Source organism: Jeotgalicoccus sp. S0W5 (assembly GCF_011634875.1).
GTDB classification, from domain to species: Bacteria; Bacillota; Bacilli; order Staphylococcales; family Salinicoccaceae; genus Jeotgalicoccus; species Jeotgalicoccus marinus.
The window spans coordinates 1-11,970 of the sequence record NZ_SIRQ01000002.1 but is presented as its reverse complement, the minus strand read 5'-3'; the positions used below and the strand labels follow the sequence as shown (position 1 = coordinate 11,970).

Genomic DNA, 11,970 nt, shown 5'->3' with positions numbered 1-11,970 from the left:
TAAGGAGAGAGATTATGTATAAGCGACCAGTAATGAAAGATTATTTTAATGAAGACTTAGCTAGACTGTATGCCGAACATATTAGTGAAGTCTACCCTGCTTTTGATAGAGCGAACTTTATTGATGATGTAGTTAAGGAAACAGGAAATAAGAGAATGTCTGAAAGGATTGAAGCGTTTAGCAGGCAACTAAAAAATTATTTACCAAATGATTATATAGCAGCAACAGATATTATTATGTCGATACTTGGTGTAGAGAACGATGAATTCTATTTCCCGTTTGAACAAATGTACTATTACAGAGCCTTATCAAAGTTTGTAGAAATGTATGGTCAAGATCATTTTGAACAATCTATTAAAACTATAGAAGAAATTACCAAAAGAGATACTGCTGAATTTGCCATACGCCCTTTTATAAGAGATGACTACGAGCGAGTTGAAACGGTATTCAGACGTTGGGCTAATGATGAAAACGCACATCTTCGACGCTTAGTTACTGAGGGTACTCGGCCACGCTTACCTTGGGCCAAAAAACTAGACTTTATAAAAGGTGACGTCACTGAGAATTTAAAACTATTGGAACCATTTTTAAGTGACTCATCACGCTACGTTGAAAAATCAGTTGGTAATCATCTTAATGATCTATCTAAATACGATGAGACAGCTGTCACTAATTTTATAAGTGAACATTTCGAGAAGACTAACCCTTTTATTATAAAGCGTGCTTTAAGGACGCTAAAGAAAGCAGGAGATGATAGAGCACTTGCGCTTTTAGAGCAATTAAAATAGTTCAAACACTTTTTAATCATCCTTTAAGAATTGATTAACTAACCCTTAGTTTAGTCTGTCTATACTAAAGTCAGAAAGTTAAACAACCGATATGAAATCGGAAAAAAATGGAGGATGACTGAAGATGAAATTGACAAAAAGTATCTTTGTAGGTGGCGCATTAGTTTCAGCCTTAGTGTTAGGAGCAACAAATGTTAATGCGGATGATATGGAATGGGATGACGACGATAACCAAGAGCAACTAAGTGGAGAAGCTCAAAAGGCAGCAGATAAAGCGGTAGCAGAATACGGTGGTAAGGTGACAGAAGTCGAATACGACGAAGATGACGGCCAATATTACTACGAAATTGAAATTGAAAATAACGGTGAAGACTTTGATGTTAAAGTTAAGGCAGATGACCTAAGTATTATAGAGGACGATCTTGATGTAGACGACCACGATGACGACAGAGACGAAGCAGATGAAAGAGATGACGATGACCGTGACGATAGAAATGAAGTCCAAGCGGCAGAAAAGACTTCTAAATCAAACAACGAAAATACGAATCAAGTTGCATTAAAAGATGCATTTGAAGGCGACAAAGTTGCCAATGCTGTGAAGAAAGCCCAAGAAGAATTTGATGGCATCTTAGAGAGTGTGAATTACCAAGAAGATGAAGGTGAACACTATTACGAAGTGACACTTGTAAACCAAAATGATGAATATGAAGTTAAATACAATGTCAATGATCTTAAGGTTATAGATGAAGAAAGAGACGATGATAGCGATGACTTCAAACGAGTTGAGAAAGCTCAGGATGTAAAGATTCTATCACTACAAGATGCTAAGGCGCTTGCTAAAAGTGAAGTAGATGGCACAATTACAGAATGGGATTACGATGTTGATGACTTCGAATACGATTTTGAAATCGGTGACTATGAAGTTAAAATCAATGCTAAAACTGGTGAAGTAACTGAAGTAGAAGACTAAGAAATACGCCCATATGGGCGTATTTTTACTCATAGTCAACATGATATAATGACCGTAAGAATGAACTGTGAGGGGATATCATGGAGCAAATATTGATTGTAGAAGATGATGAGAAGATTGCTAGAGTGATTCAACTAGAGCTGGACTACGAAGGCTATAAAACTGAAATAGCATATACGGGGAAAGAAGCTTTAGAGAAATATGAAGATGGCGCGTTTGACCTAGTGCTCCTTGATGTAATGATTCCAAAGTTAAATGGTTTAGAAGTATTGAGACGGATACGGCTAAAAGATGAAAAAATTAAAGTCATCATGCTCACTGCAAGGGATGCAGTAATGGATAAGGTCAGCGGACTGGATTCAGGTGCCAATGACTATATGACTAAACCATTTGAAGTTGAAGAACTTCTCGCGAGAATTAGAGTACACTTAAAATCGACGACTGTAACAGAGACTAAATCAGAAGTTATAAAGCACCGACATATTGAAATTAACCCTATGTCTAGAGAAGTGTTCAGTAGTGGTGAAGCGGTCTATATGACTCAAAAAGAGTTCGATGTTCTGTTGTATCTTATGAATAATAAGAATCAAGCCTTGTCTCGTGAACAGATTATCGAGGCAGTATGGGGATATGATTACTTTGGAGATACGAACACTGTAGATGTTTATGTCAGATACATTAGAAAAAAACTAGATGAATCCAAGCCCTCCCTAATTTCTGCAGTTAGAGGAATCGGCTACATGATAAAGGACTAAACTTATGAAATTAGGAACTAAAATCCAACTTTACACCACACTGATGATTGCCATCGTCGTGATTTTAATTAATTTGCTTATTTATTTTTCTTATAAGCACTATTCTTTAGAAGCTGAGATGGGACAGTTAGAGAACAGAGGGAATAATATTATTTCTGAGGTTCAAAATGCGAGGGAAAGCAACATTAGTGGGGAAACAGTCCTACAATATTTCTCACTGTCTGACGGTTATATCGCCTTACAAGATGAAGCGGGTGATTATATCGTTAGAATAGCGACGGATCAGAGCTATGTAGAGCTATCTGAGGACTATAGTACGAAGCAATACACTGACGTTACAAGTCTAGGTGAGCAGCATTTTGTTATGAGTTCCCAGCCTATTATTTGGGATAATGGGGAGGTGTACTCACTCCAAATATTTGAAAATGTTGAGTTCTTATATAGTACTTATAATATTCTGAAGTGGATTCTAGTCATATCAACAGTCGTGATTATACTTCTAGTCTTTATCTTAAACCGAGTAATAACTAACTTAATCATAGGGCCCATTAAACAAATGATTAGACGTATGAATGACAAAGAAGGTGTTCGGCAATTTAAGACAATCTCAACAAACGAGTCTGATACTGAGGAATTAAAAATGCTGACAGATTCTTATAACGATATGATGTTAACTTTAAAGGCGCACGACGAAAACCAACAAGCCTTTATTATGAATGCATCCCATGAGCTAAAAACGCCGCTCACAGTCATATCATCTTATGCTAAGATGTTAGAACGTTTTGGTCAGACAAGAAGTGATTTATTAGATGAAGGTATTACAGCAATTTCGGACGAAACGCTAAGAATGAAATATTTAACTGAACAATTCCTAAGTTTCACTCAAGTATCAAAAGAAGATGCATCAGAGAATAAAGAGTATATACCCGTCGTCCATCTTGTTAATGACGTATCAAAACGATTAGAAAAAGCATTTAATCGACATATCGAAGTGAGTACAGATGGTACAAATCCTCATATCTATATTAATACGCAGTCCTTTGAGCAATTGATTAAAATATTTTTAGATAATGCTTATAAGTATAGTCAAGAATCGATTGAAGTGAACATAAGTAAGGATGCTGAAAAAGTATTTATAGAAATTCGTGATAGAGGTATTGGTATACCTCAGGCAGAACTCAATCAAATATTTGAAAGATTTTATAGAGTAGACAAAGCAAGAGCAAGAAAGACAGGGGGCTCTGGGCTTGGTCTAGCTATAGCCAAAACACTAGCAGATAAAAACGGTATTGAGATTAAAGTGGACAGTGAATTGAACAAAGGTACAACCTTTACGTTAATTATAGATATGGAGGTGGATCATGACGAAGCGGAATAAATTAGTGTTTGCCATTTGCGCTGTTATCATCGGTATCATCGCTGGAATGGTATTTGTATTTTTCAACCAAGAAGACCTGATAAACGAAGATGAGGCCAAGGCAATCGTTACAGAACGTTACGGTGGTTCGGTAGAAGCTGTAGAAGAAGGTGCAGACGATGACATTTACATCGTCAATGTTGAAGGAGATACAGGTACTCATAAGATCACAATTAACCGCCATGATTCATCGGTAGAAGCTATTGAAACTATTGCGAAACCGTCAGAGGATACTGCGGCTGACGATTCAAATACTTCACAAGAACAGAATGAGGGGACTGAAAATGATGAACCTTCTGAACCAGAAAAAACAGAAGATGAGTCAGATACAGCTCCATCTAAAAAAGAGGAACCCGCTGAATCGAATGAACCTGAAATTTTAACAGTTGAGCAAGCAGAAAATGCTGCTGCAAATGAAGTTGGTGGCAACAATGTGTATTCTACTTGGAGTGGTGAAGGGCAAAATCGAGAGTATTATATTCTTCAGATTGTCGACGGTGATGATGAAGGCGCTTTGGTCTCTCTCAATGGTGTGACAGGACAAGTCAACAAGGTCGTCTACCTAGATGTTAGCGATGATGACTACGGAAATATTGAACAATTAATCTATGAAGCAAACACCTATGCTGATATGGTTGATGGTCGCTATATCGAATTCGATGATGAATATTTTGACGAAGAAGAGGATGATGACTACGAAGATGATGAAGACTAAAGTTGACATAATCACCTTGGTGAGGTACAATTTTATCGATTTCGTAGTAGTTGAGAGGTAATTAATTATATGGACAGAGTTGAAGAAAGTCTGAAGGCTTTTGTAGGAATTAAAAGAACGAATGACCTATTAGAAAAAAGCGTTAAAAAAGATGTGAGAAAACACGGTTTGAACATCAGTGAATTTGCTGTCATGGAATTGTTATACAACAAAGGACCACAGCCAATTAACAGAATCCAAGAACGCATTTTAATAGCAAACTCAAGTACGACTTACGTTTTAGATAAGTTACAAGAAAAAGGATATATCGTACGATTACGTGACGAGCACGACAAGCGGAGTATGAAAGTTGAACTCACAGAGCAGGGTCAAGCTTTAATCGGTGACATATTCCCGAGTCATGCGAACCTCTTGTCGAGTCTCTTTGACGAATTGAGTGATGAAGAACTTTCTCAATTCAGAAATATGTTAAAGAAAATTAGTGCCGTAGCAGTCGATAAATAACATTTACCCCTTAAGCTGAACTCAGGGTTCCAGTTTATGGGGTATTTTTAATAGGTTAAATTATTAGTTTGTATTTAATTGTCAAACTGTTCTATAGTATTAAGTAAATACAATTCGAAAGTGTGTGTAAATATGTTAGAAAAACTAGAAGACAAAGCGTTTGATCTTGTTTATCAGCTCATGGCAGAGTCATTTCCAGAGTCAGAGAGACGAACGTATCAAGGTCAAAAAGATTTACTGAAACTTAATAACTATAACATACTCGTGCTAAAGGAAAATGACGATATTCTTGCATTTTATGCAGTATGGGAAAATGAGAAATATCGCTTTATAGAGCATTTAGCAGTTAACCCTAACTATCGTTCAAGAGGTCTTGGATCTAAAACCTTACAAGCTTTCCATGACCTAGATAACAAACCAGTCATTCTTGAAGTAGAAGCCCCTGATGATGAAACGAAGAAAAGACGTGTGCAATTTTACGAGAAAAATGGTTACTATCTAACTGATTTTAAGTATATGCAGCCTAAAATCAATAAGGACTTAGACACCGTAGAACTCGTACAGATGACGTATCCAAGAGAATTAAGTACAGCCGAATTAACTGAAGCTAAAGCGTGGTTAGATCGAACAGTATACAAAGAAGCACATTAAAGAGGGATGAAAAATGAAATTTATAGAGCGGGGTACTTCAAAATATAAGCAGACCGTATTAGCTTTTTTTGCAGCAGGTTTTAATACTTTTGCGATTTTGTATGTCGTGCAACCAATCTTACCAGACCTAACGACTTTTTATAATGTTACACCGACCGCAGCAAGTCTTAGCCTTTCAGTGACAACATTTACATTGGCAATCAGCATGCTGTTTTTTGGGTCTTTATCTGAAACAGTTGGGCGAAAGAATATTATGATAACTTCGATGTTAGTCGCGTCTTTACTCTGTATTTTAACGGCATTTAGCCCAACATTCTCAAGCCTATTTGTGATGCGCGCTATACAGGGAGTAGCCCTAGCGGGTTTACCTTCCATTGCCATGGCTTATCTTGGAGAGGAAATACATCCAACTAGCTTACCTGGGGCAATGGGTCTATACATAAGTGGGAATGCCCTTGGAGCGGTATTTGGACGGGTCTTTGCAGGACTTGCAGCGGGTTTGTGGAGCTGGCAAGTCGGTGTAATCGGAGTTGGGGTAGTGAGCTTAATTGCAACCGTCATTTTCTGGTACTCGTTATCACCCTCTCAACATTTTACTAAAAGAGAATTTAATCTATTAAGTTTATTAAAAACACTAGCTGCACATATAAAAAATCCTTTATTGGTTATTCTATTTGTTATGGGTTTCCTATTACTTGGAACCAATGTGTCTGTTTATAACTACGTATCATTCGTGCTCATTGAAGATTATCAAGTGAGTCAAACTATAGTCAGTTGGATTTATTTAATTTTCTTAGTTGGAGTATTAAGCTCAATGATTTCTGGTCGTTTAGTTTACCAATTTGGGAAGACAACGATGTTATATACAGCATTCATCATTTCGATTTCAGGCTTACTAATTTTGTTAATCCCATCACTTATTGCGGTTATCATTGGACTCGTCATGTTTACCTTTGGCTTCTTTATTGCACACTCATTAACCAGTGGCTGGGTCGGTAGTATCGCCCACAATAATAAGGCTCAGGCCTCATCACTTTACTTGTTTTTCTACTACACAGGATCTAGTGTTGGTGGTACCTTAGCCGGCCTATTTTGGGGAATGGCTGGTTGGTACGGTGTATCACTAATGAATATTTCATTTTTAGTGCTCGGACTAATGCTCTATATGACTTTCTTATACTTATTAAAAAGAAGAATTTGGCATTTTAAAATATAAAAAGTCGTCCGTTTAAAAAACGGACGACTTTCTGTATCTAAATTCTATTCGAAATAGCCTTTAATTGATTTTACTTCAAGGAATTCTTCTAGGCCATAGTCGCCCCATTCACGACCGATACCGGATTGTTTATAACCACCGAATGGTAAATCATTTGTACCTTTACCTTCATTGATAATCACTGTACCTGCTTCGATAGAACGTGCGACTTGTTTAAGTTTTTCTGAATCTTTACCAACGACATAACCTGCTAGTCCATAGACGGTGTCATTGGCAATTTTAATTGCATCTTCTAAAGTATCATATGTGATGATACTCATGACTGGTCCAAAAATTTCTTCTTGAGCAATCGTCATACTGTTGTCTACATTCGTGAAGATTGTCGGTTTAACAAAGTAACCTGTTTCTAGACCTTCGGGTTTGCCTGTACCGCCTAATTGTAAGGTTGCACCTTCAGCTTCACCTTTTTCAATATAACTTTGAACTCTATCAAATTGTGATTTGCTAATTAAGGGTCCAACTTCGACACCACTATCTTTTGGATTACCAACTTTGACTTGTGACATTTTTTCAGTTACTTTCTCGATAAAGGCATCTTTCATACTTTCAGGGACGATTGTACGTGTTGCTGCTGTACAAACTTGGCCTGTGTTTCTAACCACTCTTCCAGTTGCAATGCGAGCAGCTTCATCTATATCTGCGTCATCTAAAACGATCAGTGGTGATTTACCACCTAGTTCAAGTGCAACTTTCTTGAAGTCTTGTGCTGATTTTTCCATGATGCTTCGGCCTGCGCGAGCAGAACCAGTAAATGACATCATACGTACATCTGGGTGTTCACTTAATGGGATTCCGACACCTTCACCGTCACCATTTACTAAGTTGAAGACACCTTTAGGTACACCAGCTGCTTCAAAAATTTCTGCTAGTAGTACTGCAGTAACAGGTGTTTCTTCACTTGGTTTTAAGACAACTGGTGACCCTGCTGCAAAGGCAGCTGATAATTTCAATGCTGTCTGGTTCGTTGGGAAGTTCCATGGTGTTATTAAACCTGCAACACCAATACTTTCCTTAACGATTAAAGCATCGCCACGCTGCTCCTCAAATTCAAAAGTATCTAAGGTTTTAGCAGCAGTTCTAAAGTGTCCTAAACCAGCGTTATAGTGTGTTTGCTCAGTCATATCTATTGGCGAACCAAGTTCGTTAGAAATTGTTTCGATTAAATCATCTTTACGTTTCTCATACTCTTCAGCAATGCGTTCTAACATCGCTTGACGCTCTTTTACTGGGGTATTACGAAATTCTAAATATACGTCTTTAGCTGCAGCAACCGCTTTGTCTACATCCGCTTTGTTACCAGCAGCAACAGTTGCAAATGCTTCTTCTGTTGCGGGGTTAATAACTTCTATAGTTGCTTTACTGTCACTATCAACCCATTCGCCATTTATATACTGCTTGTTATAGTTTAACAATTAAAAAACCTCCAAAATATGTTGTCTTTATATTTATCCTTTAACTGCAATTTTCAAACATAATAAATTAGCTGCTATGCATTACTTACGGAAAGAGTCTAAGAAGCTTAATGTGCTAAGGCCGAGTAGTTTTAAGGCTCTTTTACTTCCTTCAAATCCGTGACCTGCTTTGAAATGTTTTATAACTGCAACACCGAGTACCGCGTTAACTAAAAGTGTACCAATTCTTGTGAAGGTCTTACCAAAGAAAGATAAGAACAAGAAGATAGAACCAACTGCCTCTAAATAGCCTGCTAATTTCATTTGATCAGCATTCACGTTAAACTCAGATTCAAAATCTTCACCTAGGTTTCCGTCCGCTTTGATCTTGTCTAAGCCACCTTCAATAAGTTGTGATCCAAGATAAGCATTTGCTAAGTATTTAATCATAATAATGCCTCCATATTTTGTAATTTAATGTATTATAACATTTTTAGTTTAACATAAAGATAAGTTATTCTTTAATATAAAGTAATTGACTTAAATTTTTTGCTATGATAACTTAATCTCATTGTAATTTTGAAAGGCTTTTCATAATTATACACTGATAGATATACAATGTGGGGGTTTTGGAAATTGACGAGCTGTTAAGTATTGGATTACTTTTAGTTATTTTACTAGTTTTTACGTTATTTACGCATTTCGCGCCATATGGTTCTAAAGTTATGGGTGCATTTGCAGGTGCAGCTATTGCGACATATTTAGTTGAGGCACTGAATACATTCGTGATAGGTGACATATTTGGAATACCGTTTTTCCAAGATGCGGGTGCAGTTGCAGGTAGTCTCGATGGCACAATTGTCGTTATGTTAGTTGCCTTAGCAATGAAAGTTGCACCGGTCAATGCAGCAATATTAGCTGCTGGTTTTGGTGATATGGGTCTAATTCCTGGTTTGTTTTCTGCTTATCTAGTGTCATTCTTTGTACTTTGGTTGCAGAAAGTTGTACCGAAGGGCTTAGACTTTATTATCGTTATCCTTGTTGGTCTACCAGCAATTAGATTACTTGGATTAGCAATCACACCACTAGTAGACAACTCATTACTAGAAATTGGTGCAATCATTCAAACTGCAACTGAAACAAACCCATTAGTAATGGGCTTAATGCTCGGTGGTATTGTTACAATAGTTGGAATTTCACCACTTAGTTCTATGGCATTAACAGCCTTACTTGGATTAACAGGGATACCAATGGCTGTTGCAGCATTATCAGCATTTGCATCATCTCCAGCTAGTGCTTGGCTCTTCTATAAGTTGAAAATAGGAGATTTAAAGTCCATTATTTCTGTGGCAATAGAACCGCTGTCTAAGGCAGACTTAGTGACTGCAAACCCTTTACCGATGTATGTGACAAACTTTGTAGGTGGGGCTTTATCGGGTGTCGTTATTGCGACGTCAGGTATGGTCAATGATGCCCCAGGAACTGCAGCACCCGTGCCTGGTTTACTTGTAATGTTTGGTTATAATCCTGCAGGACAAGTGCTTATGTACGCTGCAATCTGTGCAGTAATTTCATTTACTGTTGCTGTAATCGGTAGTTATGTATTTAGAAATGTAAAAATTTACAATAGCGAAGCTTTGGAAGAAGATTAATAATATGAAGCAGCCATGCACAAATCGTGCATGGCTGATTTTATCTCAGTAGGTATATATAATTTCTATTATATAAAAATAAAAGTATGTGAGCAAAAATGAAAACGAATACAATTTTTCTCCTTTTAAATTTTTGATGAAATTATGACAAATTGGTATTGTGAAGCGATTAAAGTAACAAAAAATGGTATATTTGCAGTGATAAAGATAATAAATTTTAAAAGGAGAAAGAACTGTTATGGCGAATCAGAAAGAACAAAAAGCGTATAAGCCGCTTTGGATTATTGTAGCCTTTTTAGTTTTAATTATTATTAATTTCTTGCCAGCACCTGAAGCTCTTAGTGTAGTTGGTTTAAGGTCATTATCTGTACTAGCATTTGCAGTCATCATGTGGGTAACAGAAGCAGTGAAATATCCAGTATCCGCAGTAATGATAGTTGGCCTACTCATTATTTTACTTGGGCTGTCTCCAGTACCAGGAAATGAAATTGGGGAAGCACTAGGTGTACCTGATGGAACAGATCAATTTGGTACAAGTAATGCACTTAGCCTTGCCTTTTCTGGTTTTTCTAGTTCAGCACTTGCCTTAGTTGCAACAGCACTATTCTTAGCGAGTGCCATGCAGATTACTAACTTACATAAACGTTTAGCACTGTACGTTTTACGTATTGTTGGTAACAAAACGAATGCAATTGTCTTGGGTACAATTTTAGTATCTATCTTACTTGCATTCTTCGTACCGTCAGCAACAGCAAGAGCGGGTGCAGTTATCCCAATTCTGATTGGTATGATTGCTGCATTCGGTATGCCAAAAGATAGTCGTCTTGCAACACTCCTTATCGTTACAGCTGTACAAGCCGTTTCTATTTGGAACATTGGTATTAAAACCGCAGCAGCACAAAACTTAGTCGCAATAGGCTTTATTAATGAAGCTATGGGAGAAGATGTATCATGGATTCAATGGTTCATCTATGCAGCACCGTTCTCTATCATTATGAGTATTTTATTATACTTCGTAATGACACGTTTCTTTAAAGCGGAAACGGATGAGATATCTGGAGGACGAGAGATGATCAACAGTGAAATTGAAAAACTTGGTCCAATAAAACCAGTTGAGTGGCGTTTGATAACGATCGCAAGTTTACTTCTAGTATTCTGGGCGACAGAAGGCATTCTTCACCCATTTGATTCTTCATCCATTACATTGATTGCACTTGCAATAATGTTAACACCTAAGATTGGTGTCTTTACTTGGAAGGAAGTAGAAGGGACGATCAACTGGGGTACAATTATCGTATTCGCAATTGGTATCTCATTAGGTACAGTATTACTAAGAACTGGTGCTGCACAGTGGTTATCTGATGTTACATTTGGAGCTATGGGCTTAGATTCCTTACCATTTGTTGCTATTATTGCGCTAGTATCAATATTTAACATTGTAATTCACTTAGGGTTTGCGAGTGCAACATCACTTGCATCAGCCTTGATTCCAGTGTTTATTGCATTAACGACAACATTGAATTTTGGAGATTCATCACTAGGATTTGTCCTAATTCAACAATTTGTAATCTGTTTCGGTTTCCTCTTACCAGTAAGTGCTCCGCAGAATATGCTTGCTTATGGTACAGGAACATTTACAGTACAAGACCTACTTAAATCAGGTATCTTCCTGACAGTCGGAGGTTACATTTTAATCATCATCATGTCAGCAACATACTGGCAGTGGATTGGCTTACTATAAAGCATAAAAAACTGGTGGATTGCCGAAAGGCAGTTCACCAGTTTTTTTAGTTAGTGACTTCAGTCGGTTGAGCACGTAGACGTGCGAAACAAATAAACCACACGCTATGC

Annotated in this window: 12 protein-coding genes; 10 read left to right on the top strand and 2 right to left on the bottom strand. The window is 37.3% G+C overall.

The genetic code is table 11. The features are described 5' to 3' along the window. The first annotated feature begins 14 nt into the window (after positions 1 to 14). The 8 genes from EYB29_RS00845 (at position 15) to EYB29_RS00810 (ending at position 7,016) form a co-directional block, all read left to right on the top strand. A complete protein-coding gene (locus tag EYB29_RS00845; RefSeq protein WP_166626287.1) occupies positions 15 to 788 on the top strand; it encodes a DNA alkylation repair protein in 774 nt (257 codons plus the stop codon). A 124-nt stretch (positions 789 to 912) separates the two neighbouring features. Continuing rightward, complete coding sequence (locus EYB29_RS00840; protein ID WP_166626286.1) at positions 913 to 1,758, top strand: PepSY domain-containing protein; 846 nt, start codon at positions 913 to 915, stop codon at positions 1,756 to 1,758. Positions 1,759 to 1,838: 80 nt separating this feature from the next. Then, a complete protein-coding gene (locus tag EYB29_RS00835) occupies positions 1,839 to 2,513 on the top strand; it encodes a response regulator transcription factor (protein ID WP_166626285.1) in 675 nt (224 codons plus the stop codon). A 4-nt stretch (positions 2,514 to 2,517) separates the two neighbouring features. After that, positions 2,518 to 3,891: a sensor histidine kinase gene (locus tag EYB29_RS00830; protein WP_026865846.1), complete on the top strand. Its 1,374-nt coding sequence runs from the start codon at positions 2,518 to 2,520 to the stop codon at positions 3,889 to 3,891. Further along, entirely contained in the window at positions 3,875 to 4,645 is a 771-nt protein-coding gene (locus EYB29_RS00825) for a prolipoprotein diacylglyceryl transferase (protein WP_166626284.1), read from the top strand. The genes EYB29_RS00830 and EYB29_RS00825 overlap by 17 nt, the downstream gene beginning before the upstream one ends. Before the next feature lie 69 nt (positions 4,646 to 4,714). Next, positions 4,715 to 5,149 (top strand): MarR family winged helix-turn-helix transcriptional regulator, encoded by a 435-nt coding sequence (locus tag EYB29_RS00820; RefSeq protein ID WP_026865844.1) that lies wholly within the window; start codon positions 4,715 to 4,717, stop codon positions 5,147 to 5,149. A gap of 132 nt (positions 5,150 to 5,281) precedes the next feature. Then, positions 5,282 to 5,800, top strand: coding sequence for a GNAT family N-acetyltransferase (locus EYB29_RS00815; protein WP_166626283.1), 519 nt, complete (start codon positions 5,282 to 5,284; stop codon positions 5,798 to 5,800). A 13-nt stretch (positions 5,801 to 5,813) separates the two neighbouring features. Beyond that, positions 5,814 to 7,016 (top strand): MFS transporter, encoded by a 1,203-nt coding sequence (locus tag EYB29_RS00810; RefSeq protein WP_035855250.1) that lies wholly within the window; start codon positions 5,814 to 5,816, stop codon positions 7,014 to 7,016. A 44-nt stretch (positions 7,017 to 7,060) separates the two neighbouring features. Here EYB29_RS00810 and EYB29_RS00805 read toward each other — a convergent pair whose 3' ends face one another. Together EYB29_RS00805 and EYB29_RS00800 are read right to left on the bottom strand one after the other, a co-directional pair. Next, complete coding sequence (locus EYB29_RS00805) at positions 7,061 to 8,488, bottom strand: aldehyde dehydrogenase family protein (RefSeq protein ID WP_166626282.1); 1,428 nt, start codon at positions 8,486 to 8,488, stop codon at positions 7,061 to 7,063. Between the two features lie 81 nt (positions 8,489 to 8,569). Further along, complete coding sequence (locus tag EYB29_RS00800) at positions 8,570 to 8,917, bottom strand: hypothetical protein (protein ID WP_026865841.1); 348 nt, start codon at positions 8,915 to 8,917, stop codon at positions 8,570 to 8,572. 185 nt (positions 8,918 to 9,102) lie between these two features. Between EYB29_RS00800 and EYB29_RS00795 the strand changes: the two genes are divergently transcribed. Together EYB29_RS00795 and EYB29_RS00790 are read left to right on the top strand one after the other, a co-directional pair. After that, positions 9,103 to 10,119, top strand: coding sequence for a PTS sugar transporter subunit IIC (locus EYB29_RS00795; RefSeq protein ID WP_235678961.1), 1,017 nt, complete (start codon positions 9,103 to 9,105; stop codon positions 10,117 to 10,119). 238 nt (positions 10,120 to 10,357) lie between these two features. Beyond that, on the top strand, positions 10,358 to 11,860 hold the full coding sequence (locus tag EYB29_RS00790; RefSeq protein WP_166626281.1) for an SLC13 family permease: 1,503 nt from the start codon (positions 10,358 to 10,360) through the stop codon (positions 11,858 to 11,860). Positions 11,861 to 11,970 lie beyond the last annotated feature (110 nt).

What these genes read in the sequence shown, in the direction of transcription:
- EYB29_RS00845 (WP_166626287.1), top strand. Translation starts at nt 15, where the DNA reads ATGTATAAGCGACCAGTAATGAAAGATTATTTTAATGAAGACTTAGCT.
- EYB29_RS00840 (WP_166626286.1), top strand. Translation starts at nt 913, where the DNA reads ATGAAATTGACAAAAAGTATCTTTGTAGGTGGCGCATTAGTTTCAGCC.
- EYB29_RS00835 (WP_166626285.1), top strand. Translation starts at nt 1,839, where the DNA reads ATGGAGCAAATATTGATTGTAGAAGATGATGAGAAGATTGCTAGAGTG.
- EYB29_RS00830 (WP_026865846.1), top strand. Translation starts at nt 2,518, where the DNA reads ATGAAATTAGGAACTAAAATCCAACTTTACACCACACTGATGATTGCC.
- EYB29_RS00825 (WP_166626284.1), top strand. Translation starts at nt 3,875, where the DNA reads ATGACGAAGCGGAATAAATTAGTGTTTGCCATTTGCGCTGTTATCATC.
- EYB29_RS00820 (WP_026865844.1), top strand. Translation starts at nt 4,715, where the DNA reads ATGGACAGAGTTGAAGAAAGTCTGAAGGCTTTTGTAGGAATTAAAAGA.
- EYB29_RS00815 (WP_166626283.1), top strand. Translation starts at nt 5,282, where the DNA reads ATGTTAGAAAAACTAGAAGACAAAGCGTTTGATCTTGTTTATCAGCTC.
- EYB29_RS00810 (WP_035855250.1), top strand. Translation starts at nt 5,814, where the DNA reads ATGAAATTTATAGAGCGGGGTACTTCAAAATATAAGCAGACCGTATTA.
- EYB29_RS00800 (WP_026865841.1), bottom strand. Translation starts at nt 8,917, where the DNA reads ATGATTAAATACTTAGCAAATGCTTATCTTGGATCACAACTTATTGAA.
- EYB29_RS00790 (WP_166626281.1), top strand. Translation starts at nt 10,358, where the DNA reads ATGGCGAATCAGAAAGAACAAAAAGCGTATAAGCCGCTTTGGATTATT.